Below are 25057 nucleotides of genomic sequence, written 5' to 3' on the forward strand. Positions count from 1 at the left end.
GTCAGTCCTTCGCCTGCGTTCGGATACTTGATGGCAATTACTTTGCCATGATTGGTTGGGATAACTCTAGTAGCCGTAATGAACTTTTTAAAAATGGATTTTCCTTTGCCAAATCAGTGCTTTATTTTTTCCCGATCCACCGCCCGCTTCTCATTCGCCTTGCTCGCATATAGATGCCGCAGGCGTTTGGGCTTGCTCGGGTCGTCAGCGGAAAGGCTTTCCTCCTTCCCCGTCTTCTTGCCCCGCTAGTAGGCGATCACGCTGCTGTAGTTGCTGGGCACTTCCTCGTACAGCGCGTCCACCAAGTCTTCGGGCAGTTTGCTCTCCAGCTCCAGGCTGGTGGTGTAGCCGCCGTAGGCAGTGAGGCTGTGCTGCATATTGCCGCCGTGCCAGGCGATGGTGTCGATCGCGTCTTTCGCGTCCTGCAGGGTGTAGGTGAGTTCTGGGATGGGGTCGGCCAGTCCTTGGCCAGGCTGTAGCTGAGGCTGGCGCTGCCGCGCTGCAGGTGGTTCCACTCGTTGCGGGCGGCGCGCAGAGCTTCGGTCTTTGAGGTTGTCGCCGCCGTCGGCCACCATGTCGCGGTGCCGGTCGCCGTCGGCGCGGGTGCCAGATGAGGCTGACTTGGTCAGCCTGTCGGGTGACTTTTCGCTTCGTCCTGAGCGGCCTCGTAGAGTCGGGCGGCATCTTCGGCGAGGTACTCCAGGCAGGCGAATGCGCCGCCCAGCAGTTCGGGGGATGGCGTGCCGTGGTCGGGAATGTTGGACAGGAAGCCGAGCATGCCGAGCAAGGCGCGTTGGCGCACGTAGGCCGCTTCGTAGAGGGTCAGGTGACGGAGATCGCTAGGAGCATGCAGGGATGAGGTGGGCATGGTGTCGTTATCTCTTGGGGGCAAGAAACCGCGCCCTGACGCCAATCAGGGAGGGCGGGCCGTGCAGGTTGGCGTACCGTCAAGAGAACCGGCGCATCCGAAGATGCCCTGCACGGCCCTCCCATAACTTGGGTGCGGCCATGCCAGGAGCTTGGCCTTAGCCATGCTCCTTCCCTTGTGCGGGACGCCAATCCCGGCTGCCCAGGTTGGGCAGCGCGGCAACGTTAGGGCGTGGGGAAGGGGGTGTCAATCGGCAGTGGCTCGGGTCCATCAGGGCGTTGCGGGTTTTCTTTTCAAGCGTCGATGACGTAGCTCTCGATGTGCTTCCAGCCAATTCAGTTTGCGTCCTGGCTTTTCGGTGGCGTTCTCCAGGCTGCGGCTCCACCAGTACCGTACGGCGCTGACGCTTGCCGGCTGGGCACTGCTGGTTCTTTTGTGGTTGCGCTTCCGGTGGCTTTGCTCTGTTTTTTGCGGTCGTGATTTGGGGGCGCCCGTCGGTCTCTTTATTTCCTAAAGCGCGGTGGCATCGCGATAGGCGATTTCGGTGCCTGGCGCTTCGGCAGTTTCCGGTCTGCCCGTAGCCGGTCGTCAAGGCGCCTGACTCGCCCTGTCAGGCCGTCCTACGCTGAAGTTCCAGAGGCGATTTTCCCTTTGGTGAGGACGCCCGCTGCGGCGGACTCCTCCGGTGGTGATAGGCGGACTCGATTGTCAGTCCTTGCTGCTTATGTTTTCCTGGCGCTTGTGATTTGACGGTGGCGGTCGCGCTAGGTCTGAGCGCTCCGACTTGCTAATGTATCGGCCTTTCCATGTGACGCTCCCCAGTTTGGCGGGCGGTGCACTGCGAGGTGTCGCTTGATTAGGGTACTGGTGGTCGATGACCACGATCTGGTTAGAACAGGCATCAGCCGCATGCTCTCGGACATCGATGGGCTGCAGGTGGTGGGGCAGGCCGAGAGCGGTGAGGAGGCGCTGAAGAAGGCGCGCGAGCTCAAGCCCGACGTGGTGCTGATGGATGTGAAGATGCCCGGCATCGGCGGTCTCGAAGCGACCCGCAAGCTGCTGCGCAGCTACCCCGATCTGAAGGTGGTGGCGGTGACGGTGTGCGAAGAGGATCCGTTTCCGACCCGGCTGCTGCAGGCCGGTGCGGCGGGCTACCTCACCAAGGGCGCTGCGCTTGAGGAGATGGTCCAGGCGATTCGCCAGGTCTTCGCCGGGCAGCGCTACATCTGTCCGCAGATTGCCCAGCAGTTGGCGCTGAAGTCCTTCCAGCCGCAGACGAGTGGTTCGCCGTTCGACCTGTTGTCGGAGCGGGAAATCCAGATCGCGCTGATGATCGCCAACTGCCAGAAGGTCCAGACCATTTCCGACAAGCTGTGCCTGTCGCCGAAGACGGTGAACACCTACCGCTACCGGATCTTCGACAAGCTCTCCATCTCCATCTCCAGCGATGTCGAGCTGGCTCTGCTGGCGGTTCGCCACGGCATGGTGGACGCCGTCAGCTGATGCAACCCACATTCGATGCAAGTGATTTTCTTGCCGCCTGCAGTGGGCGTCCGGGGGTTTACCGGATGTTCGACGAGGGCGGCAAGCTGCTTTATGTCGGCAAGGCCAAGAATCTCAAGAAGCGCCTCGCCAGCTACTTCCGCAAGACCGGTCTGGCGCCCAAGACGGCTGCTCTGGTAGCCCGCATCGCGCAGGTCGAGACCACCATCACCGCCAACGAGACGGAAGCGCTGCTGCTGGAGCAGACGCTCATCAAGGAATGGCGGCCGCCATACAACATCCTGCTGCGGGACGATAAGTCCTATCCCTATGTGCACCTCTCCGATGGCGAGTTCCCGCGGCTGAGCATCCATCGCGGGGCGAAGAAGCAGAAGGGGCGCTACTTCGGGCCTTACCCCAGTGCGGGGGCCATCCGTGAAAGCCTGAACCTGCTGCAGAAGGCGTTTCTCGTGCGCCAGTGCGAGGACAGCTACTTTCGCAATCGCACCCGGCCTTGCCTGCAATACCAGATCAAGCGCTGCAAGGGGCCGTGTGTCGGCCTGGTGGAGGCGAACGAGTACGCCGAGGACGTGCGCCACTCCGTGATGTTCCTGGAAGGGCGGAGCAATGCCCTGGCGGCCGAGCTGACCAGCAGCATGGAGCAGGCGGCGATGAACCTGGAGTTCGAGCGGGCTGCCGAGTTGCGCGACCAGGTGTCGATGCTGCGGCGCGTGCAGGACCAGCAGAGCATCGAGGGGGGCACTGGCGACGTCGATGTGGTCGCCGCCATCGTCAACCCAGGCGGCGCCTGTGTGCACCTTATTAGCGTCCGGGGTGGGCGCGTGCTGGGCAGCAAGAATTTCTTCCCCCAGGTGGCGATCGAGGAAGAAGTGGGGGACGTGCTGGTGGCCTTCATTGCGCAGTACTACCTGGGCAGCCATGAGCGCGATCTGCCGCAGGAGCTGATCGTCAATACCGTCCACGAGGATTTCCCGACGCTGATTGAAGCCATCGCCGAATCGCGTGGGCGCGAACTCAGCATCAGCCACCGGGTGCGGACCAACCGTGCTCGCTGGCAGCAGCTGGCAGTCACCAACGCCGAGCAGGCCCTTGCAGCGCGCTTGGCCAACCGCCAGCACATGGCGGACAAGTTCGAAGCGCTCGGCGAGGTGCTCGGCCTGGCCGAGCCGCCGCAGCGGCTGGAGTGCTACGACATCAGCCATTCCAGCGGCGAGGCGACCGTGGCGTCCTGCGTGGTGTTTGGCCCGGAAGGGGCGCTCAAGTCCGACTACCGCCGCTACAACATCGAGGGCGTGACCGCCGGCGACGACTATGCGGCGATGCACCAGGCGCTGACCCGACGCTTCAGCAAGTTGAAGGATGGAGAGGGCAAGCTGCCGGACGTGCTGCTGGTGGACGGCGGCAAAGGCCAACTGGCCATGGCGCGGGAGGTGTTGCAGGAGCTGGCAGTGCCGGAGCTCATCCTGCTCGGGGTGGCCAAGGGCGTGACCCGCAAGCCGGGCTTCGAGACGCTTTACCTCAATGGCCCGGAGAACGAGTTCACCCTGCCGGCCGACGCGCCTGCGCTGCACCTGATCCAGCAGATTCGCGACGAAGCACACCGCTTTGCCATCACCGGCCACCGTGCACGACGCGGCAAGGCCCGTCGGACCTCCAGTCTGGAAGAGGTGGCGGGGGTAGGGCCGAAGCGTCGGCGCGAGCTGCTCAAGCATTTCGGTGGGTTGCAGGAATTGAGCCGCGCCAGTATCGAGGAGATCGCCAAGGCACCTGGCATCAGCAAAAAGCTCGCCGAGTCGATTTATGCGGCCCTGCACAGCGAGTAGAATGCCCCCTCTTTTTCGGTCTTGCTGTGACGATGAATATTCCAAACCTGCTCACCGTTCTGCGTGTTCTGCTGATCCCCGTCTTCATCCTGCTGTTCTATCTTCCGTTTTCGGGGAGCCACATGGCCGCAAGCGCGGTGTTCGCCATCGCGGCGGTCACCGACTGGTTCGATGGCTACCTGGCGCGTCGCTGGGAGCAGAGCACCCCGTTCGGGGCCTTCCTCGATCCAGTGGCGGACAAGCTGATGGTGGCGGTGGCGCTGGTGCTGCTGGTCGAGGAGCACCACACGCTGTGGCTGACCTTGCCGGCGGCCATCATCATCGGTCGCGAGATCGTGGTCTCGGCGCTGCGGGAATGGATGGCAGAGCTGGGCGCGCGTGCCCAGGTCGCGGTCTCCAACCTCGGCAAGTGGAAGACGGCGGCGCAGATGCTGGCGCTGGTCATCCTGCTGGCCAATCCGCCGGTGGTGAGCTTCTGGGTGGTGCTCGGCTTCCTGCTGCTGATCATCGCTGCCGCGCTGACTCTGTGGTCGATGCTGCATTACCTGCTGGCCGCCTGGCCGCACCTGAGCACCGAGCCGAAAGATAAATAAACTTTTTTGAATCAAGGGGTTGACGGCTGCTAACGATCCTATAGAATGGCGCCCGTCACCAAGACAAAGCGGGAATAGCTCAGTTGGTAGAGCACGACCTTGCCAAGGTCGGGGTCGCGAGTTCGAGTCTCGTTTCCCGCTCCAGATTGTCATGAAGACGCCGCCTCAAAGCGGCGTCTTCATTTAAGGCCGGATGGCAGAGTGGTCATGCAGCGGATTGCAAATCCGTGTACGCCGGTTCGATTCCGACTTCGGCCTCCATATGAGAAGCCCCGTAGATTCACGTCTACGGGGCTTTTTCATTTCCGCAGCGTGTTGGCGTTCTCATTGTGGCTGGGCTTTTTTGCTGTCCGGTCATGGACTTGCGAATGCTTGCGTGCGGGGGAGGGGGTGTATATATTCCTGCCCTCGCAAAAAACGGGGCTTGGCTCCGTATTGCATTGAGCGCTACCGCCCGAATGGCGAAATCGGTAGACGCAAGGGACTTAAAATCCCTCGCTGGCAACAGCGTGCCGGTTCGACCCCGGCTTCGGGCACCATATAAATCAAGGGCTTGCACGATTCTTTCGGGCAGGCCCTTGTTGTTTCTGGCTCCGCAATTTGGGGAGCGGTCCGCACTTCTTGATGCCCCTCTGATGTGAAAAGGCCCTGTGCTTATACTCCCGGCCTTCCGATACACGACAGGGATGTGAGTCATGCGGGATTTCATCAAGGCACGAAGTCTGGATATCGCCATCGGCGTGATCTTTGTGGCCGTGTTCGCAGCGCTGATCGACATCAGGGGCGACGTACTGTTCATCGGCCTCTGGTATTACTTGGCGGTCATTGGGGGTGCGTTCGTCACGGCAGTGCTGGCCAATCCCAGGCCATTTTTCGCCGGCGGCGCCGTTCTGGCTGCAGGGCTCAGCCTTGCAGTCTATGTCTGGGTCAACTCGCATCCCGACGTCAGGAGTAGTGGCCTGTTGGGGATTGCTCACCTGCTGTCGCTGCCGGGTGCCGCCGCCGGAGTCGTGGCGCTCGGCGTCGTGAGTCGGCGGCGCAAGTGGCGTCGGGAGTCCAGGCTGTTCTCCGCCGGGTTCCTTGGCTTCTTTCTGGGGTTTGTCGTCAATCAGGTCGGCCTGTTCCTGGTTTGACGCGCAGCTCGCGCGCTCACTCCGCTTCACCCAGGCTCTTCACATAGGCCGCGAACATGTCGCTCAACGCCCCGATCAGTTCAGCGCGGGTGAGCGGTGGGTGAGGGTGGCTCATGAAGCGGATGATGGTCATCAGCGCGCTGTTGATGACCACGTACAAGGTGGGCAGCGGGTTCTCGATGGGGATTTCCCGCAGGTGGCGCAATAGGTAGAGGCGGCAGAAATCGAACAGGTGCTGTTCCATCTCGTCGACCACCCTCAGCGTGCGCAGGTCCTGCCAGTGCCGTGCGAGTTCCAAGTGCAGGCTGGCGTTGCGGTCGAGGAATGCGAATACCGCCTGCAACAGCCGCTCCACCGCAGCGTGAACATCGTCCGCCAGCAGGGCTGAGGCGTTGTCGCGGATGACGCCCACCAGGTCCTGGCTCATCCGGTCGAGCAGCGCCTCGACCAGCGCCTCCTTGCAGTCGAAGTACTGATAGAGCGAACCGACACTGACCCCGGCCTCGGCGGCGATGAGGTTGGTGCTCAGGCGTGGCAGGCCTTCGCGGGCGATGACTCGGGCGCAAGCCTCCACCAGGTCGGCGACCATCTGTTGCGAGCGTTGCTGACGGGGCTGCTTGCGCATGGCGGGCTCCGGACGCGAATTTAATGCGAGCGGATAGTCGCATTAGCGTGAAGGCGTTTCCAAGCACCTGCCGGAGCCGCCTCCATGCACGCACCTGACTCCGTTCCACCCGCCCAGCCGAGCCCCTTGGGGCCGGATTCCCTGACCTGGCGCTACTTCGGGGATCTGCGGGGCCTGCTGCTGATCGGTCGCACCGGCATCCTGCAGAACATGCATCCGGGGTTGGCTGCCGGCGTGCTCCAGCATTCCGACCTGTTCGCCAACCCCTGGAACCGCTTGCTGCGCTCCATCCCGCCCATCCTCGGCGTGGTCTACGACGGTGAGCTGGCTGCCGGTACCGCGCGCCAGGTGCGCGCCTTCCACCGCGATATCAAGGGCCGGGACGGGCAGGGACGCCCCTATCACGCCCTCAACCCCGAGCTGTTCTACTGGGCCCACGCCACCTTCTTTGAAGCGCAGATCGCTCTGCAGGAATGGCTCGGCACGCCCCTGGACGAACAGCAATGCGAGCGCCTCTACCAGGAGTCCGTCCACTGGTACGCCCTCTACGGCCTGCCGATGGTGGAGGTGCCGGCGAACTACGCGGCATTCCGGGTGTACTGGCAGCAGATGCTGGAGCAGCGCCTGCAGGCGACGGAGATCACCGCCTGGTACTTCGGCTCGACCGGGCGCTTGCCCGCGCCCTATCCCTGGATGCGCGGCCCGTTGTGGTGGTGCCTGCAACCCCTGCTGGTGGGTGGCGTGCGCTGGGTGGCGCGGGGCACCTTGCCGCCTGTGCTGCGGGAACGCCTGGGGCTGCGGTGGACGGAATGGGACCAGCGCCGGTTGCGGTTGCTTGCCGGCTTCCTGCGGCTGGCCTGGCCCGTGCTGCCCCGGGAATGGGGCTATTTCCCCCGGCGCGGCGTGCGATACGGCGTGCCCGCCGCGCTGCCGCCGGAGGGCACCCGGCCCCCCGGACTTGACGGCCACGGCGGGCAGCGGACAATTCGACCTCCCGTTTCGCGGCCAGGCAGTCCCGGCCGTCGCACTGAGCAGTGAGGTGCCCCCATGCTTCCATCCCCGATCCCCCGTGGCAGCGCGCGGCGCTTTCACTTGCGCAAGGTGCGTGGACGTGTCGGGCTGGGCCTGGTGGCCGGGCTTTCCGTACTGGCAGGGATGACCGACGCCATCGGCTTTCTCGCCACCGGCGACTTCGTCTCCTTCATGAGCGGCAACACCACGCGGATGGCCGTGTCCCTGAGCGAGGGGCACCTCGCCGCCTTCGGGCGCCTGGCCCTGGCGGTGCTCTGCTTCGTGCTGGGCAACGCGTTCGGGGTCGTGGTCGCGCGTTTTTCCGGTCGCCGCGCCGCGCCGCTGCTGGCGGTGATCGCCACGCTCCTGGCCATTGCCGCCCTCTGGCCCTTTGCCTGGCGAGTGCCGGCGGTGGTGCTGTCGATCCTGGCCATGGGCATGCTCAACGCCGTGGTCGAGCAGGTGAACGGCCTGCCCATCGGGCTCACCTACGTCACGGGCGCCTTGTCGCGTTTCGGTCGGGGGCTCGGCCGCTGGCTGCTGGGCGAGCGGCGGGAAGGGTGGCGGGTCCAGCTGGTGCCCTGGGGCGGGATGCTGGCGGGCGCTGTGCTGGGCGCATTCCTGGAGTTCCGCATGGGCCTGTTGGCGCTCACCTTCAGCGCCGGGCTCGCGGCACTGCTGGCCATTGCCTCGTTGTGGGTGCCGCGTCCCTGGCAGCGGGGCTACATGCCCCGCTGAACGGCGCTCAGGCCGTCATCTTGCGCGGATGGGGCACCCCGGCCTGGATGCGCTCATACACCTCCTTGCGGTGCACGGCGACATTCTTGGGCGCGACGATGCCGAACTTCACCTGGTGGCCGTGGATGCTGATCACCTCCAGGGTGATGCCGCCTTCGATGACGAAACGTTCGCCGACGGAACGGATGAGGAGCTGCATATCAGGCTCTCCTGACGGGAATCGGTTGCGAGGGTCGCTGCGGCAGTTCGCGGCGACAGCGGGCTTGAACACCTGACCTTCGCTGGCCCGATCAAGTTCCACCCGGTGAACCCCGCCAGGCGACGCACGGTCGAACGGTGCACGGCAGCGGATGGTCTAGCCTGAGACTGCCTGAAGGAACCAGGAGACGTGGAATGGACACCCGTGAACAGCATCTGATCCGCCTGCTCGGCCTCACCACCCGCAGCCTCACCCACCTGTCGGCCGCCATGACCGAAATGTCCTTCGAACTGATGCGCAGCGAGGATGATGCAGCGCGCCAGGCCGGACGCCGCATGATCGACCACCTCGCCGCCATCAGCGCCGGCCTCGACGAGCACTGGCAGGTCCTGGGCGACTTCGGCGGCGGCCCGCCGGAAGAGCCGGTGGAAGGCCTGGTCGAAGTCGAGCTGCAGCCCGTCGATGAGGGCGGCTCCGGATAACCTCGCCGTCACCTCGCTGTCACGCCCCTGCCACCGGAGTCCGTTGCAATCCCTGCAACGACAGCGGAGGTGCAGCCATGCGGATATGCGTGATCGGGGCGGGCTATGTGGGGCTGGTGACGGCGGCGTGCTTTGCTGAAATGGGCAACCGGGTGCGCTGTGTCGAGCGCGACCCGGCGCGGCTGGCGCAATTGCGTCGGGGCGAGTCGCCGATCCATGAACCGGGCCTCGCGCCCCTGCTGGCGCAGCACCTGGAGAGCGGGCAGCTGGACTTCACCGCGCGCCTGGCCGAGGGACTGGAGCAGGCGGACGTCGCCTTCATCGCCGTGGGCACCCCCAGCGGCGAGGACGGCTCCGCCGACCTGAGCCATGTGCTCGCAGTGGCGGACGAACTGGGGCGGGTGCTGCAGCGCCCGTGCCTGGTGGTGGACAAGTCCACCGTGCCCGTCGGCACCGCCGAACGGGTCGCCGCGTGCATCAACGGGCGACTCGCCGCCCGGGGCAAGGCCTTTCGCATCCAGGTGGCGAGCAACCCCGAGTTCCTCAAGGAGGGGGCTGCCCTCGATGACTTCATGCGCCCCGATCGCATCGTCATCGGCACCGACGACCCGGCGGCCCGCGAACTGCTGCGGCGCCTCTACGCGCCGTTCTCGCGCAACCACGACCGCATCCTCTGCATGGGCACCCGCGCCGCGGAGTTCACCAAGTACGCCGCCAACGCCTTCCTCGCCACGCGCATCTCCTTCATGAACGAGATGGCCGGGCTCTGCGCCCGCCTGGGCGTCGACATCGAGGAGGTGCGGCGCGGCGTGGGCAGTGACCGGCGCATCGGCACGCACTTCCTCTATGCCGGCTGCGGCTACGGCGGCTCGTGCTTCCCCAAGGACGTGCGAGCGCTGATCCGCTGCGCCGAACAGGAGGGGGTCGACCCCGGCATCCTGCGGGCCGTGGAGGCGCGCAATGCCGAGCAGAAGGCCCTGCTGTTCCAGGCGCTGGTGGCACATTTCGAAGGGCGTCTGCAGGGGAGGGTGGTGGCGGTGTGGGGGCTGTCCTTCAAGCCGGGCACCGATGACATCCGCGAAGCGCCCAGCCTGGTGCTGATCGACGCCCTGCTGGCCGCCGGCGCCCTCGTGCGCGGCTGCGACCCAGCGTCGCGGGAGGCCGTCGCAGCCCGCTACCCGGACGCCCTCGCCAGCGGCCGGCTGTGGCTGGGCGAGTCCCCCTACCAGGCGGTGGAACAGGCTGAAGCCCTGGTGCTGGTGACCGAATGGAAGCAGTTCCGCCAACCGAACTTCGAGCGGATTCGCGGTCTGATGAAGGTGCCGGTCATCTTCGATGGCAGGAATCTCTACGACCCGTTGCAACTGGCCGACCTGGGATTCCTCTATCGCGGCGTCGGACGCCCACCTGCGGGGCATTGTAAGGCGACAGCGGCGTGATTAGACTTCGCCGCATTCAGCCCACACCCACCTTATTCAAGGTTCAACATGATCAAGAAATGCCTGTTCCCGGCCGCTGGTTACGGTACCCGTTTTCTGCCCGCCACCAAGGCCATGCCCAAGGAAATGCTGCCGGTGGTGAACAAGCCGCTGATCCAGTACGGGGTTGAAGAGGCGCTGGACGCCGGTCTCAGCGAGATCTCCATCGTCACCGGCCGTGGCAAGCGCGCCCTGGAAGACCACTTCGACATCAGCTACGAGCTGGAACACCAGATCAAGGGCACCGACAAGGAGAAGTACCTGGTCGGCATCCGCCGCCTGATCGACCAGTGCAGCTTCTCCTACACCCGCCAGGTGGAAATGAAGGGCCTGGGCCACGCCATCCTCAGCGGCCGTCCGCTGATCGGCGACGAGCCTTTCGCCGTGGTGCTGGCGGACGACCTCTGCCTGAACCTTGATGGCGACGGCGTGCTGACCCAGATGGTCAAGCTGTACAACCAGTTCCGCTGCTCCATCGTCGCCATCCAGGAAGTGCCGCCGGAGGAAACCTCCAAGTACGGCGTGATTGCCGGCGAGATGATCCGCGACGACATCTACCGCGTGAACAGCATGGTCGAGAAGCCCAAGCCGGAAGACGCCCCGTCCAACCTGGCGATCATCGGTCGCTACATCCTGACCCCGGACATCTTCAAACTGATCGAAGAGACCGAGCCGGGCAAAGGCGGCGAAATCCAGATCACCGACGCCCTGATGAAGCAGGCCCAGGACGGTTGCGTGCTGGCGTACAAGTTCAAGGGCAAGCGTTTCGACTGCGGTGGCGCCGAGGGCTACATCGACGCGACCAACTACTGCTTCGAGAACCTCTACAAGACCGGCAAGGCCTACTGATAGGCTCCACCGTGTCACCCAAGGCCGCCTCCGGGCGGCCTTGTCGTATCTGCACTCCACGTGGCCCGGGCTTCAGCCCGGGAAGCCTGTCTCAGGGAATCACCATCCCCTCCGAGCCCGGCCCCAGCGGCTGCCCGTAGCTGAACTCCACATAGTTGCCCGCCGGGTCCCGCAGGCCGCAGTAGTAGCCCACCGGAAAGGGCTCGTCCCGGGGCGCCCACACCAGGCAGCCTTCGGCCGCCGCGCGGACGGCCAGGGCATCCACCGCCTCGCGGCTTTCCAGGGCGAAGCCGAAGTGGCTGTAGTCGTCGGCGGCCAGGTCACGCGGGCGCCCGCCGGGCATGATCACGAAGATGAAACGGTGTTCCTGGCCCGGCTCCGCCATCCAGACAATGCGCGAGCCCTTGCCGGCGCGCGAGTGGATCACCCGCATGCCGCAATAGCGTTCGTAGAAGGCGATGCACGGCTCCAGCTCGGGCACGTGCAGGGCGAGGTGGGTGAGGGTAGGGCGCATGGTGCTCCTCCTTCGGCGTACCAGGCTCAAGGATAGGCGCGGCAACTGGTCAGGGGCACGGGTTCAGGTATGCTGGCCGCCTGTTTCTGGAGACCCCCTGCCATGGCCTACGATTTCGACCTCTTCGTCATAGGCGCCGGTTCCGCCGGCGTACGTGCCTCTCGCTTCGCCGCCGGTTTCGGTGCCCGCGTCGCGGTAGCGGAAAGCCGCTACCTGGGCGGCACCTGCGTCAACGTCGGCTGCGTGCCGAAGAAGATGCTGGTGTACGGCGCCCACTACGCCGAAGACTTCGAGCAGGCGCGCGGCTACGGCTGGTCCGTCGGCGAGCCCGGGTTCGACTGGGCGACCCTGATCGCCAACAAGGACAAGGAAATCCACCGCCTCAACGGCATCTACCGCAACCTCCTGGTCAACGCCGGCGTCACCCTGCTGGAAGGCCATGCGCGCATCCTCGACGCCCACACCGTGGCGGTCGGCGAGCAGCGCTTCACGGCCCAGCACCTGCTCATCGCCACCGGTGGCTGGCCCCAGGTGCCGGACATTCCCGGCCGCGAGCATGCCGTCACCTCCAACGAAGCCTTCCACCTGCGCGAGCTGCCCAAGCGCGTGCTGGTGGTGGGCGGCGGCTACATCGCCGTCGAATTCGCCTCGATCTTCCACGGCCTGGGTGCCAAGACCTCGCTGCTCTATCGCCAGGACCTGTTCCTGCGCGGCTTCGACGGCGCCGTGCGCACCCACCTGCGTGACGAGCTGACCTGCAAGGGCCTCGACCTTCAGTTCAACGCCGACATCACCCGCATCGAGAAGCAGGCCGATGGCAGCCTGCTCGCCACCCTCAAGGACGGCCGCAGCCTGGAGACCGACTGCGTGTTCTACGCCACCGGTCGCCGACCGATGCTGGACAACCTCGGCCTGGAGAACACCGGCGTCGAGCTGGACGAGCGCGGCTTCATCAAGGTGGACGACGAGTACCGCACCACCGAACCCTCGATCCTCGCCCTGGGCGATGTCATCGGTCGCGTGCAGCTCACCCCGGTGGCCCTGGCCGAGGGCATGGCCGTTGCCCGCCGCCTGTTCCGCCCGGCCGAGTACCAGCCGGTGGACTACGACAACATCCCCACCGCCGTCTTCAGCCTGCCCAACATCGGCACCGTCGGCCTGACCGAAGAGCAGGCACGGGGCCGTGGGCACAAGGTCAAGGTGTTCGAGAGCCGCTTCCGCGCCATGAAGCTGACCCTCACCGACAACCAGGAGCGCACCCTGATGAAGCTGGTGGTGGACGCCGAGAGCGACCGCGTGCTCGGTTGCCACATGGTCGGCCCCGAGGCGGGCGAGATCATCCAGGGCCTGGCCGTGGCGCTCAAGGCCGGCGCCACCAAGCGCATCTTCGACGAGACCATCGGCGTGCACCCGACCGCCGCCGAGGAATTCGTCACCATGCGCACCCCGGTGGGGAACTGATCGGTCCATGGAGCAGCTCTTCTACCTGTCCGACCTCTTCGGCGTCGCCGTCTTCGCCATCACCGGCGCGCTCATGGCCGGGCGCAAGTCCATGGATCTGTTCGGCGTGCTGGTGATCGCCATCATCACCGCCCTGGGCGGCGGCACCCTGCGCGACGTCATCCTCGGCAATCACCCGGTCAGCTGGATCCGTGACGACACCTACATCCTCGTCGCCTCCCTGGCCGCCGTCGGCACCGTGCTCTGGGTCCGCCTGACCCGGCCCATCCACGAGACCGGGCTGCTGGTGGCCGATGCCTTCGGCCTGGCCGTGTTCACCGTCTACGGCACCGAGGTCGCCCTGCAGCACCAGGTGCCCCTGAGCACGGCGGTGATCATGGGCGTCATCACCGGCGTCGCCGGCGGCGTGATGCGCGACGTGATCTGCAACGAGATCCCGCTGATCTTCCAGAAGGAGATCTACGCCATCGCCTGCATCGCCGGATCCCTGGTGTTCATCGGGCTGCTGGCCGTCGGGCTGCCGCGCTGGCTCGACACCGGCATCGCCATGGCCGTGGTGCTCGGCACCCGCCTGGCCGCCATCCGCTGGGGGCTCTCGCTGCCCCGTTTCCACCTCCTCGACAGGCACTGACCCATGCTGGAACGCATCGATCACCTGGTCCTCACCGTCGCCGACATCCCCCGCACCGTGGATTTCTACCAGCGCGTGCTGGGCATGCGTCACGAGGTGTTCGGCGAGGGCCGCAGCGCCCTGGCCTTCGGCCAGCAGAAGCTCAACCTGCACCAGGCCGGACGGGAGTTCGAGCCCAAGGCCGCGCACCCGCTGCCGGGAGCCATCGACCTGTGCCTGGTCACCCCCTGGCCCCTGGAGCGCCTGCTGGCGCACCTGGCCGCCGAGGGCGTGGCAGTGGAGGAGGGGCCGGTGCGCCGCACCGGCGCCCTCGGGCCCATCGAGTCGGTGTACGTTCGCGACCCGGACGACAACCTGATCGAGATCGGCCGCTACCTCGTCTGAGCCGTCACTGCGCCGTCGCCTCCACGCGCACCTCGCCGGCCTTCTCGAAGCGCAGGACGAGCGGGATGCGCTGGCCGGGCGTCACCGGCTGGCGCAGCCCCACCAGTGTCAGGTGGCTGCCGTCCGGCTTGAGCGCCAGCGTGCCCCCGGCGGGGATGCCGAACGATACCAGGGTCATCACCCGGCGGGCCTCGCCGATGCGCACCGTGGTCTGCAGGTCCACCCGCCAGGCCAGGGGCGAGCTGGCGCCGCTCAGCCGGTCGCCATCGCCGCCCCGGTCGTGGATGTCCAGGTAGACCTCCCGCGCCGTGGCGTCCCAGGTCGAGGCCCGGCTCCAGGCTGGCCCCAGTTCCAGGTTCCCCGCCCGTGGCCCATCGGCCAGGGCCCAGGGGCAGGCGAGGGCGAACAGCAGGAGGAACGACGAACGACGCATGGCAACCTCGGCAAGGCATGGGGGAGCGCTATTTCACCTGGCAACGGCGGTTGGCGAAAGCCCGGAAAAACCGCGACACTTGCACGCTGCCCAGCTTCGCTGAACCCGGAGAGGAATCGAAATGCCCAGATTGTCGTTGTTGTTCGCTCTGTTGGCCTTCGCGGGCATCGCCCAGGCCGAGGTCAAGACCAAGGAGCTCCACTACAAGGCCGCCGACGGGACCGCCCTGGTGGGCTACTACGCCTACGACGACGCCATCGAGGGCAAGCGCCCGGGCGTGGTGGTGGTGCATGAGTGGTGGGGCCTGAACGACTACGCCAAGCGCCGCGCCCGCGACCTCGCCGAACTGGGCTATAGCGCCCTGGCCATCGACATGTACGGCGAAGGCAAGAACACCGAGCACCCGGCCGATGCCGCCGCCTTCATGCAGGCGGCCCTCAAGGACGCCCCTGCCGCCAAGGCGCGTTTCCTCGCCGGCCTCGACCTGCTCAAGCGGCAGCCCCTGACCGATAACAGCCGCCTGGCCGCCATCGGCTACTGCTTCGGCGGCAAAGTGGTGCTGGACATGGCCCGCCAGGGCGTCCCGCTGGCCGGCGTGGTGAGCTTCCACGGCGCCCTCGCCACCGCCACCCCCGCCACCAAGGGCAGCGTCAAGGCGCGCATCCTGGTGGAGCACGGCGGGCAGGACAGCATGGTCACCAAGGCCGACGTCGCCGCCTTCAAGGACGAGATGGACGCCGCCGAGGCCAACTACCGCTTCGTCCTCCAGCCCAAGGCCAAGCACGGCTTCACCAACCCCGATGCCGACCGCCTCAGCCACGCCGGCCACGGCAGCGAGAAAGGCCCGGACCTGGCCTACAGCAAGGTGGCCGACGAGAACTCCTGGGCCGACATGCAGGGCTTCTTCAAGGAAATCTTCCCCCGCTGAAACGCTGCGCCAGGGCTCGTCCCTGGCGCTGCTCCATCCGCTCTGCAGGGGCGCGCGGCGCGGATCGCGCGTCCGTCGCCAGACCGGCACCTCGGCCGGGGTGTGCGGTCAGACCAGAACGACAGGCTGAAGCTGAAAAATGTTGTTCGAATAACAAAATATCCATGCGCATGTGGTGATATTTTGTTTTCCTGCGTTATCTTGATGCAATTAAAACAAGATATCCCCCTGGAGCCCCTGACATGCATCCTCGCATCCTGGAAGTCACCGAGCGGGTCATCGCCCGCAGCCGACCGACCCGCGAACGCTACCTGGCGATGATCCAGGAAGCGGCCAGCAAGGGCCCGCAGCGGGGCAGCCTGCAGTGCGCCAACTTCGCCCACGGCGTGGCGGGCTGCGGCGGCATCGACAAGCAGCGCCTGCGGCTGATGGACTCGGCCAACGTCGCCATCGTCACCGCCTACAACGACATGCTCTCCGCCCACCAGCCCTACGAGACCTACCCCGAGGTGCTGCGCCAGGCCCTGCGCGAGATCGGCTCCGTGGGCCAGGTGGCCGGCGGCGTACCGGCCATGTGCGACGGCGTCACCCAGGGCGAGCCGGGCATGGAGCTGGGCATCGCCAGCCGCGAAGTGATCGCGATGTCCACCGCCATCGCCCTGTCCCACAACATGTTCGACGCCGCGCTGTTCCTCGGCGTGTGCGACAAGATCGTCCCCGGCTTGATGATGGGCGCCCTGCGCTTCGGTCACCTGCCGTCGCTGTTCGTGCCCGCCGGCCCCATGCCCTCGGGCCTCTCCAACAAGGAGAAGGCCGAGGTCCGCCAGCGCTACGCCGAAGGCAAGGCCACCCGCGACGAGCTGCTGGAGGCGGAGATGCAGGCCTACCACAGCCCCGGCACCTGCACCTTCTATGGCACCGCCAACACCAACCAGATGCTCGTGGAGATCATGGGCCTGCACCTGCCGGGCGCCTCCTTCGTCAACCCCGGCACGCCCCTGCGCGAGGCCCTGACCGCCGAAGCCGCGCGCCAGGTGACCCGCCTGACCCGCCAGGCCGGCCAGTTCGTGCCGCTGGGGCACATCGTCGACGAGCGCGTGCTGATCAACGCCGTGGTCGCCCTGCACGCCACCGGCGGCTCCACCAACCACACCCTGCACCTGCCGGCCATCGCCCGCGCTGCCGGTGTCCAGCTCGACTGGCAGGACATGGCCGAGCTGTCCGAAGTGGTGCCGACCCTGGCCCACGTCTATCCGAACGGCAAGGCTGACATCAATCACTTCCAGGCCGCCGGCGGCGTCGCCTTCCTGGTGCGCGAACTGCTGGATGCCGGCCTGCTCCATGAAGATGTCGAGACCGTCGCCGGCCGTGGCCTGCGGCGCTACACCCAGGAGCCCTTCCTGGAGGACGGCCGCCTGGTCTGGCGCGAAGGCGCCGCCGCGAGCCTGGACGAGAACATCCTGCGGCCCGCCGCGCGGCCGTTCTCCCCGGAGGGCGGCCTGCGGGTGATGACGGGCAACCTCGGCCGCGGGGTGATGAAGGTCTCTGCCGTCGCCCCCGAACACCGTGTGGTGGAGGCCCCGGCGCGGGTCTTCCACGACCAGCAGGCCCTGGCCGATGCCTTCAAGGCCGGCGAGCTGGACCGCGACCTGGTGGCGGTCATGCGCTTCCAGGGGCCGCGCTGCAACGGCATGCCCGAGCTGCACAAGATGACCCCCTTCCTCGGCGTCCTGCAGGACCGTGGCTTCAAGGTCGCACTGGTCACCGACGGGCGCATGTCCGGTGCCTCCGGCAAGATCCCCGCCGCCATCCACGTCACCCCCGAAGCCTATGACGGCGGCCCCCTGGCCCGTGTGCGCGACGGCGACATCGTTCGCGTCGATGGCGTGGCCGGCACCCTGGAACTGAAGGTGGACGCCGCCGAGTTCGCCGCCCGCGAGCCCGCGCCGCCCATGCACCAGGCCGAAGTCGGCTGTGGCCGTGAGCTGTTCGCCTTCATGCGGGCCGCCTTCAGTTCCGCCGAAGAGGGCGCCAGCGCCTTCACCCGCAGCCTGGAGGGCCTCAAGTGAGCCTGGCGCTGGTCGGTGACATCGGCGGGACCAACGCCCGCTTCGCCCTGTGGCGGGAACAGCGCCTCGACGCCGTGAAGGTGCTGGCCACCGCTGATTTCCCGGACCCCGAGTCGGCCATCCAGCACTACCTGGCCGGGCTCGACCTGCCCCTCGCCGAGCTGGAGGCCGTCTGCCTGGCCTGCGCCGGCCCCGTGGGCGGGGAAGACTTCCGCTTCACCAACAACCACTGGCGACTCAACCGGACCGCCTTCTGCCAGCGCCTCGGCATCCAGCGCCTGCTGCTGGTCAACGACTTCACCGCCATGGCCCTGGGCATGACCCGCCTGCGCCCCGAGGAGCGCCAGGAGGTGTGCCCCGGCACCCCCGAAGCGGATCGCCCCGCCGTGGTGATCGGGCCCGGCACCGGGCTTGGCGTCGGCACCCTGCTGCCCCTGGGCGAGGGCCGCTGGACGGCCTTGCCGGGGGAGGGCGGGCACGTCGACCTGCCGGTGGGCAGCGTCCGCGAGGCCGCCCTGTGGCAGCACCTGCACCAGCGCCTCGGCCATGTCAGCGCCGAGAACGTCCTCAGCGGCAACGGCCTGCTGCAGCTCTACCGCGCCAGCTGCACCCTGGATGGCAGCGCGCCGCACCTGGACAGCCCGGCGGCCATCACCTCGGCGGCCCTGGCCGACGACCCCGAGGCGAGGGCGGTGCTGGAGCAGTTCTGCACTTGGCTCGGCCGCGTCGCGGGCAACAACGTCCTCACCCTCGGCGCCCGGGGCGGGGTCTACGTGGTGGGCGGCGTGGTGCCACGCTTCGCCGAGTTCTTCAAGGCCAGCGGCTTCGCCCGCGCCTTCGCCAGCAAGGGCTGCATGAGCGGTTACCTGGAGGGCATCCCCGTGTGGCTGGTGACGGCCGAGTACCCGGGCCTGGAAGGTGCCGGCGTGGCGCTGCAGCAGGCGATGCGGGCCTGAGGCGCAGTCACGGGAAGCGGACGCGAGGCACGTTCCCGGCAGGCAACCTGTTGTAGGGTGGACCGCGCCTCATCGGTCCACCGATGGCGATGCGCCGACGCCGACAGCGGGATGAACGATCGCGGCCTCAACGCCTCGCATCCAAACGGACATGACCGATAACAACAAAGGACGGCCGACATGAGCCCTTCCGGAAAGCACATCCTCCTGGTGGATGACGACCAGGAAATTCGCGAACTGCTGCAGGCCTTCCTCAGCCGCGCCGGCTTCCAGGTGCGCACCGTGGCCGATGGCGCGGGCTTTCGTGCCGCCATGGACGAGGCCGGTGCCGACCTGGCGATCCTCGACGTGATGCTGCCCGACGAGGACGGCTTCAGCCTCTGCCGCTGGGTGCGCGAACACCCGCGCCTGGCCCAGGTGCCGATCATCATGCTCACCGCCAGCTCCGACGAGGCCGACCGGGTCATCGGCCTGGAGCTGGGCGCAGACGACTACATCGGCAAGCCCTTCAGCCCCCGCGAGCTGCAGGCCCGGGTCAAGGCCCTGCTGCGCCGGGTCGGCTTCGGCCAGGAGCGCGAGGCCCAGGTGGTCAGCTTCGACGCCTGGCGCCTGGACATGGTCAGCCACCGCCTGTTCCACCGCGACGGCGAAGAGGTGATCCTCTCCGGCGCCGACTTCGCCCTGCTCAAGCTGTTCCTCGACCACCCACAGCAGATCCTCGACCGCGACACCATCGCCAACGCCACCCGTGGCCGCGAGGTGATGCCCCTGGAGCGCATCGTCGACATGGCCGTGAGCCGGTTGCGCCAGCGCCTGCGCGACACCGGCAAGGCGCCCCGGCTGATCCGCACCGTGCGGGGAGCCGGCTACCTGCTCGCCGCCCAGGTTTCCTCCCGCCGTGCTTAGGGCCGTGCCGCGCTCGCTGCTGGCCCGCATGCTGCTGCTCACCCTGCTGGTGGTGGTGCTGGCCCAGGCCCTGTCGAGCCTGATCTGGGTCTCTCAACTGCGCGCCAGCCAGCTGGAGGGCCTGCTGATCAGTGCCCGCAGCCTCGGCCAGTCCATGGCCGCCAGCGTCAGCTACATCCGCTCGCTGCCCCTGGGCTACCGGCCCATGGTGCTGGACCAGTTGCGCAGCATGGGCGGCACGCGCTTCTTCGTCTCCCTCAACGACAAGCCGCTGGCCATGCGTGTGCTGCCGGAAACCCCGCGCAAGCAGGCGGTGCTCGCCGAGGTGGAGGCGGTGCTGCGCGAGCGCCTGGGCAAGCCGGTGGAGATGTCGCTGCACTTCGTCGACCCGGAGGACCTGCGGCTCTTCAACAGCGGCCTCAAGCTGGACGAGTTGCCGCGCTCCTGGGCCCACTACGCCCTGACCCTGGAGCCCCTCGACCCGCCGGTGCTGGTGACGCAGATCCGCATCAGCCCCAACGAGTGGCTGTACCTCGCCTCGCTGCTGCCCGAGCCCTACGCCGGGCTGGAAGACCAGGGCCTGCCGGCCCAGCAATGGGGTTTCATCCTCATCACCAGCGCCTTCCTGCTGTTGTTCATCGGCCTGCTGGTGCGCTGGCAGAGCCGCCCCCTCAAGCGCCTGGCCGCTGCTGCGCGGGAAATGAACCTGGGCGCCGAGGTGCGCCCGCTGCCCGAGGCCGGTGGCAGCGAAGTGGTGGAGGTGAGCCGCGCCTTCAACGCCATGCGCGAGCGCATCAGCCGTTACCTGAGCGAGCGCAGCCAGCTGTTCAGTGCCATCTCCCACGACCTGCGCACCCCCATCACCCGCCTGCGCCTGCGGGTCGAGCTGCTGGAGGACGAGGCCCAGCAGGCCAAGTTCAACCGCGACCTGGACGAGCTGGAGCTGCTGGTGAAGGGCGCGCTGCAGTGCGTGAAGGACACCGACATCCACGAGAACATCGAACAGGTGGACCTCAACCACCTGCTTCACGGCCTGGTGGAGCCCTACCTGGCCAACGGCCGGGTCACCCTCGACGGCGCCGCCCTCGAGCGCTACCCCGGCAAACCGCTGGCGCTGCGGCGCTGCATCGGCAACCTGCTGGACAACGCCCTGAAGTATGGCGAGCGCGCCCACCTGCGGGTGGAGGACGGCCCCGAGGCCTTCGTCCTGCACGTGGACGACGAGGGGCCGGGGGTGCCGGAGCAGAAGCTGGAGCAGGTGTTCGAACCGCATTTCCGCCTGGCCGGCCAGCAGCAGGGCTACGGCCTGGGCCTCGGCATCGCCCGCAGCCTGGCCCATAGCCACGGCGGCGAGCTGAGCCTGCGCAACCTGCGCGAGGGCGGCCTGCGGGTCACCCTGCGCCTGCCCCGGACAGGCGCTGACGCGCCCTAGACGCCGGCGGCGAAGCCGCTGAGCGCCTCGTCATCCAGGCGGTAGCGCACCCACTCGTCCTGAGGCTTGGCGCCGATGGCCTGGTAGAAGTCGATGGCCGGCTGGTTCCAGTCCAGCACGCTCCACTCCAGGCGACCGCAGCCATTGGCCACCGCCTCGCGGGCCAGGGCGCGCAGCAGGTCGCGGCCGGCACCCACGCCGCGTTTGGCCGGGGTGATGTAGAGGTCTTCCAGGTAGATGCCGTTGCGCCCCAGCCAGGTGGAGTAGCTGTAGAAGTACACCGCGTAGCCGATGGGCTGGCCGTCGCACAGGCACATCAGCGCCTTGGCCGGCGCGCCCTCGCTGAACAGCGTGCGCTGGATGTCCTCGACACTGGCGATCACCTCGTGGCGGGCGCGCTCGTAGTCGGCCAGTTCGATGATGAAATCCAGGATCTGCTGGGCGTCGCCGGGTTGGGCGGGGCGAATCTCGATGTTCATGGGGCTCTCCAGTAAAGGGGCGCCCATGCTAACGGCGCTGGTAAGCTGCATGAAGTGCATTTATGTCATCAGGAGCTGAATGCTGTGCATCACTTGCTGCGCCGCCTCGACCTCAACCTGCTGCTGGCCTTCGACGCCCTGCATCGCCACCGCAACGTCAGCACCGCCGCCAGCGAACTGGCCATCAGCGCCTCGGCCTTCAGCCATGCCCTGGCCCGCTTGCGCCAGGCCCTGGACGACGAACTCTTCCTGCGCCAGGGCAACCGCATGCAGCCGACCCAGCGGGCCGAGCAACTCGCCGGCCCGGTGGCGGCCGCGTTGCGCACCCTCGGCGAAGGGCTGGAACAGTGGGACCCGTTCGACCCCGCGCGCAGCCAGCGCACCTTCGTCTTCGCCGTCACCGACTACACCGCCTTCGCCCTCATGCCGGCCCTGGTGGAGCGCCTGCAGCGCCTCGCCCCGGGCATCCAGCTGCGCCTGGTGCACGCCGAGCGCAAGGTCTCCATCGACGACCTGGCCAGCGGTCGCATCGACTTCGCCCTGGGCTACGGCGAAGAGCAGGACCAGTTGCCGGCCGGCATCCAGGCACTGGACTGGTTCAGCGACGCCTACCAGGTCATCGCCCGGCGCGACCACCCCCGTGTGCAGGGCGCGCCCGACCTGGACGCCTACCTGGCCGAACGCCACGCGGTGGTGACGCCGTGGAACGAACCGAGCGGGGTGATCGACCAGGTGCTGGCCCGCATGGGGCTGCGCCGCGATGTGGCGCTATGGCTGCCGTCGGTACTCGCCGCGCCTTTCATCATCGGTGCCAGCGACCTGCTGATGACCGCCCCCGGCCACGCCGCCGAGACCCTGCGGGACGTGGCCGGCATCACCCTCTACCCGGCGCCCTTCGCCATCCCGCGCTACACCTTGCGTCTCTACAGCCACGCCCGCTACGCCGGCCGCGACGCCCATGCGTGGATGCTGGAGCAGCTCCAGGCGCTGCCGATCCGCTCGCGTTCGCCGGACTGAAACGCCACTGTCATCGGCCCGTCATCGCGGGGCGCGATCATGCCCCCGCACCCAACGGGCAGTGGGTGCGTGCATATCGTGGTTTCCACATCGATCGTGCCCTTGCTGGGCAGGAACCGACCTTCAAGGGTCGGTTTTTTTTCGCCTGCGCGCCCTGCTGAGGTTTCCCGACCTGAAAGCGCATTGTGAAATTCCGACAGGCCGCTCCTGACATCAGATCGCAACATCCCTCCGGCAGGATGCGCGCAGTTTTCCCCTCGGACCCCCGCCGTGACCCGTGCCGTACGTGATTGCCGCAAGCTCCTGGACACCATCGCCATGAACAACGAAGACGCCGCCATCGCCGTGATGAAGGCCGCCGAACGCATCGGTGATGCCCACCTCAAACAGCAACTGCTGGAGATCATCCAGCGCATGCACCAGGACGCCGCCGACCTGCGCACCCTGCGCGAGCGCATCGACCAGCGCGCCTGAGCTAGAGCATCGGCGCGTTGGTGGCGATGCGCAGGGCGCGCCCCTCGTAGGCCTCCAGCTCGATCAGCAGCTCCCCCCGTTCCGACAGGTCGCCCTCCAGGCGCTCATCCAGGATGTTCACCACCGGCCCCGGCGGCACGTCCGCCAGGGTCAGCACTTCGCTGAGCGGTTCGCCGCTGAAGTTCAGTGCGGTGATCTGGGTGCCGCGCCCGGCCGGCAGGTCATGGACCATCACCAGCAGCCCCGGATGGCGGGTTTCCGGCAACGGGCGCTGGTGGCTGGAGGCGATGCCGTAGGCGCGGCGCACGGCTAGCAAACGGCGGGCCTGGGCGGCGAAGGAGTCCGGGTCGCGCAGCTGCGTCACCAGGCTGCCGTAGAGGCTGCGCGCCCGGGGCAGGCCTTCGGTGGAGCGGTCCACGTCCGGCGCCAGGTCGGCCAGGTCGTAGGCACCGCGATGGATCCAGCGGGTGTCGCCATCGGCCATCAGCGGCGCGACCTGCTCGGCGGCCAGGGGCAGGGCGCCCACCAGGTCCCAGCCGGACAGCGCGACGATCCCCGGCTGCAGCGCGTTGAACATCAACAGCAGCAGGTGCAGCCGGCGGATGCGGGCGATGTCGTCCGCCGTCAGCGCCTCCAGGTCACGCAGGCCCAGGGCGGCGGTGATCAGGCTGACGGTGGTGCAGGCCACGCCGTTGGTCACGAACTTGAGGTTGTAGGGGGCCTCCGGCCCCGCCAGGCGCTCGTACATCTCGCCGCGTACCTGCTCGCGCAGCAGCGCCCCGGAAAGGCTCTGGCCCTTGTACTGGTAGGTGTCGGTGGCGTGCAGGGTCCAGAAGTGCACCAGCTCCAGGGTCAGCTCGTCGTGGTTCTGCAGGGCGTGGATCAGCGAGGCCGGGTCGATCTGGTAGGCGTGCATCTGCTGCAGCATCAGCCGCAGGAACTCGGTGTCGCCGGTCAGCAGCGCGTGCTGGGCCGCCGGGCGGGTGATGAAGTCGTAGGAGAGGTCGGCGCCGCCCCGTGACATGGCGGCGATGTCGTCCAGGGTCAGGTTCAGCTCCTGGAAGCTGAAGGCCCCGGCCTTGCGGATCATCCCGCCGAGCAGCTGGTTGGCGGTGATCGACAGCGGGTGGCTCTCCGACCAGGCGGTGCCCTGGGCGCGGCGCTCCACGCCGAGGAAGCCGTTGGCGTCTAGGCGCAGCACCCGCGCGCCGAGCACGTCGATGGAGTGCAGGGCGTCGCCGATGATCAGCTGCTGGGCCGCGAAGCTCGGGTCCAGCCAGTTCAGCGAGGGCTGGCCGGCCTTGAAGTAGTGCAGGTAGACCCAGCGCCGACGCTTGCCGTCCGCGCCCTCCACCGGTGGCGTGGCGCTCCAGTCGGTTTCCTTGACCCCGGGTTCGAAGAAGATCACCCGCTGCAGCTGGCCGACGATGTAGTTGCGCTCGCGCAGGGCGTCCACCGCGTCCGGCGGGAGGTTGACCGCGTCACGGCCTTCCGGCACGTCCGGCAGCAGGGTCCAGTCCTGCTCGGGGATCTCCACCATGTGGTAGAGGCCGGGGTAGTCGCCCACGGCGCGCTCTGCCAGGCGGAAGTCGGCACCCTTGCCGGTGTGGGCGGGGATGCAGTCGTCGATGGTCACGGCGTTGTGCGCGGCGGCCACCCGGCTGAGGTGCACCTGCTGCTCGTCGTTGCCGTAGCGCGGGTCGATGTCCAGGCCGATGCGGTCGAAGTTGCCGTCCACCGTCAGGGTGTAGTCGCGGCCCGAGAGGCCGCCGGCACGCTTCAACGGGCCGGTGTGGATGCCCTGCACCCCCAGTTCCGAGAGGGCGCTCCACAGACGTTCGTCCGCCAGGGCCTGGAGCACGCTCATGCCATCGGGGGCGATGATCGAGGCGGGGTAGGCGGTGAACCACACCGAAGCCACGGCGGTGACGCTGCGGGGGCGGGTGAGGGCGTAGGGCTGCTGCCACAGGCGTGGCTGGCCGGCGTAGAGACGGGCTCGCTGGCGCGCGCTTTCCAGCATCGAGCGCTGGCTCAGCCAGTCGAGGTACTCGGGGTCGTGCATGGCGCTCCT

General features: G+C 67.4%; 26 protein-coding genes, 3 tRNA genes and 1 pseudogene. 22 read left to right on the plus strand and 8 right to left on the minus strand.

The window, feature by feature from the left end:
* Positions 1–113: 113 nt before the first annotated feature.
* Positions 114–569, minus strand: a pseudogene (locus PotMrB4_RS28235) (phage late control D family protein); the annotation flags it as partial.
* Between the two features lie 56 nt (positions 570–625).
* Positions 626–868: a hypothetical protein gene (locus tag PotMrB4_RS11930; RefSeq protein WP_160481808.1), complete on the minus strand. Its 243-nt coding sequence runs from the start codon at positions 866–868 to the stop codon at positions 626–628.
* 852 nt (positions 869–1720) lie between these two features.
* On the opposite strand from PotMrB4_RS11930, the gene gacA reads away from it, so the two are divergent.
* The 7 genes from gacA (at position 1721) to PotMrB4_RS11965 (ending at position 5920) form a co-directional block, all read left to right on the plus strand.
* Positions 1721–2371 carry a response regulator transcription factor GacA gene (gacA, locus tag PotMrB4_RS11935; RefSeq protein ID WP_172433385.1) on the plus strand — a complete coding sequence of 217 codons (651 nt, stop codon included), beginning with the start codon at positions 1721–1723 and terminating at the stop codon, positions 2369–2371.
* Positions 2371–4194, plus strand: coding sequence for an excinuclease ABC subunit UvrC (uvrC, locus tag PotMrB4_RS11940; protein ID WP_069561179.1), 1824 nt, complete (start codon positions 2371–2373; stop codon positions 4192–4194). Before gacA ends, uvrC begins: the two co-directional genes overlap by 1 nt.
* A gap of 32 nt (positions 4195–4226) precedes the next feature.
* On the plus strand, positions 4227–4787 hold the full coding sequence (gene pgsA / locus PotMrB4_RS11945) for a CDP-diacylglycerol--glycerol-3-phosphate 3-phosphatidyltransferase (protein WP_044406387.1): 561 nt from the start codon (positions 4227–4229) through the stop codon (positions 4785–4787).
* A gap of 68 nt (positions 4788–4855) precedes the next feature.
* A tRNA-Gly gene (locus PotMrB4_RS11950) sits at positions 4856–4931 on the plus strand.
* 43 nt (positions 4932–4974) lie between these two features.
* A tRNA-Cys gene (locus PotMrB4_RS11955) sits at positions 4975–5048 on the plus strand.
* A 191-nt stretch (positions 5049–5239) separates the two neighbouring features.
* Positions 5240–5326, plus strand: a tRNA-Leu gene (locus PotMrB4_RS11960).
* Positions 5327–5482: 156 nt separating this feature from the next.
* Entirely contained in the window at positions 5483–5920 is a 438-nt protein-coding gene (locus PotMrB4_RS11965) for a hypothetical protein (RefSeq protein ID WP_074972615.1), read from the plus strand.
* Between the two features lie 16 nt (positions 5921–5936).
* On the opposite strand, the gene PotMrB4_RS11970 is transcribed toward PotMrB4_RS11965, so the two are convergent.
* Positions 5937–6545 (minus strand): TetR/AcrR family transcriptional regulator, encoded by a 609-nt coding sequence (locus tag PotMrB4_RS11970; RefSeq protein ID WP_074972617.1) that lies wholly within the window; start codon positions 6543–6545, stop codon positions 5937–5939.
* A gap of 84 nt (positions 6546–6629) precedes the next feature.
* Between PotMrB4_RS11970 and PotMrB4_RS11975 the strand changes: the two genes are divergently transcribed.
* Positions 6630–7583: an oxygenase MpaB family protein gene (locus PotMrB4_RS11975; RefSeq protein WP_172433386.1), complete on the plus strand. Its 954-nt coding sequence runs from the start codon at positions 6630–6632 to the stop codon at positions 7581–7583.
* Between the two features lie 9 nt (positions 7584–7592).
* Positions 7593–8294 (plus strand): YoaK family protein, encoded by a 702-nt coding sequence (locus PotMrB4_RS11980; protein WP_074972621.1) that lies wholly within the window; start codon positions 7593–7595, stop codon positions 8292–8294.
* 7 nt (positions 8295–8301) lie between these two features.
* On the opposite strand, the gene PotMrB4_RS11985 is transcribed toward PotMrB4_RS11980, so the two are convergent.
* Entirely contained in the window at positions 8302–8493 is a 192-nt protein-coding gene (locus PotMrB4_RS11985; RefSeq protein ID WP_044406396.1) for a carbon storage regulator, read from the minus strand.
* A gap of 194 nt (positions 8494–8687) precedes the next feature.
* Here PotMrB4_RS11985 and PotMrB4_RS11990 point away from each other — a divergent pair, with 194 nt between their 5' ends.
* From PotMrB4_RS11990 to galU, 3 genes are all read left to right on the plus strand, one after another.
* A complete protein-coding gene (locus tag PotMrB4_RS11990) occupies positions 8688–8975 on the plus strand; it encodes a hypothetical protein (protein ID WP_172433387.1) in 288 nt (95 codons plus the stop codon).
* A gap of 77 nt (positions 8976–9052) precedes the next feature.
* Positions 9053–10414, plus strand: a complete 1362-nt coding sequence (locus tag PotMrB4_RS11995; RefSeq protein ID WP_172433388.1) for a UDP-glucose dehydrogenase family protein — start codon at positions 9053–9055, stop codon at positions 10412–10414.
* A gap of 48 nt (positions 10415–10462) precedes the next feature.
* Complete coding sequence (gene galU, locus PotMrB4_RS12000) at positions 10463–11302, plus strand: UTP--glucose-1-phosphate uridylyltransferase GalU (protein WP_074972625.1); 840 nt, start codon at positions 10463–10465, stop codon at positions 11300–11302.
* A gap of 91 nt (positions 11303–11393) precedes the next feature.
* Here galU and PotMrB4_RS12005 read toward each other — a convergent pair whose 3' ends face one another.
* Positions 11394–11816 (minus strand): VOC family protein, encoded by a 423-nt coding sequence (locus PotMrB4_RS12005; RefSeq protein WP_172433389.1) that lies wholly within the window; start codon positions 11814–11816, stop codon positions 11394–11396.
* Positions 11817–11918: 102 nt separating this feature from the next.
* Here PotMrB4_RS12005 and gorA point away from each other — a divergent pair, with 102 nt between their 5' ends.
* The 3 genes from gorA to PotMrB4_RS12020 are packed head-to-tail and all read left to right on the plus strand — an operon-like array spanning position 11919 to position 14292.
* Entirely contained in the window at positions 11919–13277 is a 1359-nt protein-coding gene (gorA, locus tag PotMrB4_RS12010; RefSeq protein ID WP_172433390.1) for a glutathione-disulfide reductase, read from the plus strand.
* Positions 13278–13284: 7 nt separating this feature from the next.
* Positions 13285–13908 carry a trimeric intracellular cation channel family protein gene (locus PotMrB4_RS12015; protein WP_044406412.1) on the plus strand — a complete coding sequence of 208 codons (624 nt, stop codon included), beginning with the start codon at positions 13285–13287 and terminating at the stop codon, positions 13906–13908.
* Between the two features lie 3 nt (positions 13909–13911).
* Positions 13912–14292 carry a VOC family protein gene (locus PotMrB4_RS12020; RefSeq protein WP_172433391.1) on the plus strand — a complete coding sequence of 127 codons (381 nt, stop codon included), beginning with the start codon at positions 13912–13914 and terminating at the stop codon, positions 14290–14292.
* Between the two features lie 4 nt (positions 14293–14296).
* Here the strand turns inward: PotMrB4_RS12020 and PotMrB4_RS12025 are convergent, their stop codons facing one another.
* Complete coding sequence (locus PotMrB4_RS12025) at positions 14297–14725, minus strand: copper chaperone PCu(A)C (protein ID WP_160479624.1); 429 nt, start codon at positions 14723–14725, stop codon at positions 14297–14299.
* 121 nt (positions 14726–14846) lie between these two features.
* Here PotMrB4_RS12025 and PotMrB4_RS12030 point away from each other — a divergent pair, with 121 nt between their 5' ends.
* The 5 genes from PotMrB4_RS12030 (at position 14847) to PotMrB4_RS12050 (ending at position 21016) form a co-directional block, all read left to right on the plus strand.
* Positions 14847–15653, plus strand: coding sequence for a dienelactone hydrolase family protein (locus tag PotMrB4_RS12030; protein ID WP_172433392.1), 807 nt, complete (start codon positions 14847–14849; stop codon positions 15651–15653).
* A gap of 242 nt (positions 15654–15895) precedes the next feature.
* Positions 15896–17722 carry a phosphogluconate dehydratase gene (gene edd / locus PotMrB4_RS12035; protein ID WP_074972637.1) on the plus strand — a complete coding sequence of 609 codons (1827 nt, stop codon included), beginning with the start codon at positions 15896–15898 and terminating at the stop codon, positions 17720–17722.
* Positions 17719–18678, plus strand: coding sequence for a glucokinase (locus PotMrB4_RS12040; protein WP_172433393.1), 960 nt, complete (start codon positions 17719–17721; stop codon positions 18676–18678). The genes edd and PotMrB4_RS12040 overlap by 4 nt, the downstream gene beginning before the upstream one ends.
* Before the next feature lie 180 nt (positions 18679–18858).
* Positions 18859–19584, plus strand: a complete 726-nt coding sequence (locus PotMrB4_RS12045) for a response regulator (RefSeq protein ID WP_069564733.1) — start codon at positions 18859–18861, stop codon at positions 19582–19584.
* A gap of 28 nt (positions 19585–19612) precedes the next feature.
* Positions 19613–21016, plus strand: a complete 1404-nt coding sequence (locus tag PotMrB4_RS12050) for an ATP-binding protein (protein WP_082078228.1) — start codon at positions 19613–19615, stop codon at positions 21014–21016.
* Here PotMrB4_RS12050 and PotMrB4_RS12055 read toward each other — a convergent pair.
* Entirely contained in the window at positions 21013–21495 is a 483-nt protein-coding gene (locus PotMrB4_RS12055; protein WP_172433394.1) for a GNAT family N-acetyltransferase, read from the minus strand. The two genes, PotMrB4_RS12050 and PotMrB4_RS12055, sit on opposite strands and share 4 nt — an antisense overlap.
* A gap of 84 nt (positions 21496–21579) precedes the next feature.
* Between PotMrB4_RS12055 and PotMrB4_RS12060 the strand changes: the two genes are divergently transcribed.
* Both PotMrB4_RS12060 and PotMrB4_RS12065 read left to right on the plus strand, forming a co-directional pair.
* Positions 21580–22512: a LysR family transcriptional regulator gene (locus PotMrB4_RS12060; RefSeq protein WP_142009961.1), complete on the plus strand. Its 933-nt coding sequence runs from the start codon at positions 21580–21582 to the stop codon at positions 22510–22512.
* Positions 22513–22782: 270 nt separating this feature from the next.
* On the plus strand, positions 22783–22986 hold the full coding sequence (locus tag PotMrB4_RS12065) for a hypothetical protein (RefSeq protein WP_044406437.1): 204 nt from the start codon (positions 22783–22785) through the stop codon (positions 22984–22986).
* A gap of 1 nt (position 22987) precedes the next feature.
* Here PotMrB4_RS12065 and treS read toward each other — a convergent pair whose 3' ends face one another.
* A complete protein-coding gene (gene treS, locus PotMrB4_RS12070; protein ID WP_172433395.1) occupies positions 22988–25048 on the minus strand; it encodes a maltose alpha-D-glucosyltransferase in 2061 nt (686 codons plus the stop codon).
* Positions 25049–25057 lie beyond the last annotated feature (9 nt).

Origin of the sequence: Metapseudomonas otitidis (genome assembly GCF_011397855.1) — a bacterium.
Lineage (GTDB): Bacteria > Pseudomonadota > Gammaproteobacteria > Pseudomonadales > Pseudomonadaceae > Metapseudomonas > Metapseudomonas otitidis.

Bases quoted from the DNA above. Each gene is read 5' to 3' on its own strand.
- PotMrB4_RS11930 (WP_160481808.1), bottom strand. From the start codon at position 868: ATGCCCACCTCATCCCTGCATGCTCCTAGCGATCTCCGTCACCTGACC.
- uvrC (WP_069561179.1), top strand. From the start codon at position 2,371: ATGCAACCCACATTCGATGCAAGTGATTTTCTTGCCGCCTGCAGTGGG.
- pgsA (WP_044406387.1), top strand. From the start codon at position 4,227: ATGAATATTCCAAACCTGCTCACCGTTCTGCGTGTTCTGCTGATCCCC.
- PotMrB4_RS11965 (WP_074972615.1), top strand. From the start codon at position 5,483: ATGCGGGATTTCATCAAGGCACGAAGTCTGGATATCGCCATCGGCGTG.
- PotMrB4_RS11970 (WP_074972617.1), bottom strand. From the start codon at position 6,545: ATGCGCAAGCAGCCCCGTCAGCAACGCTCGCAACAGATGGTCGCCGAC.
- PotMrB4_RS11975 (WP_172433386.1), top strand. From the start codon at position 6,630: ATGCACGCACCTGACTCCGTTCCACCCGCCCAGCCGAGCCCCTTGGGG.
- PotMrB4_RS11980 (WP_074972621.1), top strand. From the start codon at position 7,593: ATGCTTCCATCCCCGATCCCCCGTGGCAGCGCGCGGCGCTTTCACTTG.
- PotMrB4_RS11985 (WP_044406396.1), bottom strand. From the start codon at position 8,493: ATGCAGCTCCTCATCCGTTCCGTCGGCGAACGTTTCGTCATCGAAGGC.
- PotMrB4_RS11990 (WP_172433387.1), top strand. From the start codon at position 8,688: ATGGACACCCGTGAACAGCATCTGATCCGCCTGCTCGGCCTCACCACC.
- PotMrB4_RS11995 (WP_172433388.1), top strand. From the start codon at position 9,053: ATGCGGATATGCGTGATCGGGGCGGGCTATGTGGGGCTGGTGACGGCG.
- galU (WP_074972625.1), top strand. From the start codon at position 10,463: ATGATCAAGAAATGCCTGTTCCCGGCCGCTGGTTACGGTACCCGTTTT.
- PotMrB4_RS12005 (WP_172433389.1), bottom strand. From the start codon at position 11,816: ATGCGCCCTACCCTCACCCACCTCGCCCTGCACGTGCCCGAGCTGGAG.
- gorA (WP_172433390.1), top strand. From the start codon at position 11,919: ATGGCCTACGATTTCGACCTCTTCGTCATAGGCGCCGGTTCCGCCGGC.
- PotMrB4_RS12015 (WP_044406412.1), top strand. From the start codon at position 13,285: ATGGAGCAGCTCTTCTACCTGTCCGACCTCTTCGGCGTCGCCGTCTTC.
- PotMrB4_RS12020 (WP_172433391.1), top strand. From the start codon at position 13,912: ATGCTGGAACGCATCGATCACCTGGTCCTCACCGTCGCCGACATCCCC.
- PotMrB4_RS12025 (WP_160479624.1), bottom strand. From the start codon at position 14,725: ATGCGTCGTTCGTCGTTCCTCCTGCTGTTCGCCCTCGCCTGCCCCTGG.
- PotMrB4_RS12030 (WP_172433392.1), top strand. From the start codon at position 14,847: ATGCCCAGATTGTCGTTGTTGTTCGCTCTGTTGGCCTTCGCGGGCATC.
- edd (WP_074972637.1), top strand. From the start codon at position 15,896: ATGCATCCTCGCATCCTGGAAGTCACCGAGCGGGTCATCGCCCGCAGC.
- PotMrB4_RS12045 (WP_069564733.1), top strand. From the start codon at position 18,859: ATGAGCCCTTCCGGAAAGCACATCCTCCTGGTGGATGACGACCAGGAA.
- PotMrB4_RS12050 (WP_082078228.1), top strand. From the start codon at position 19,613: ATGCTGCTGCTCACCCTGCTGGTGGTGGTGCTGGCCCAGGCCCTGTCG.
- PotMrB4_RS12055 (WP_172433394.1), bottom strand. From the start codon at position 21,495: ATGAACATCGAGATTCGCCCCGCCCAACCCGGCGACGCCCAGCAGATC.
- treS (WP_172433395.1), bottom strand. From the start codon at position 25,048: ATGCACGACCCCGAGTACCTCGACTGGCTGAGCCAGCGCTCGATGCTG.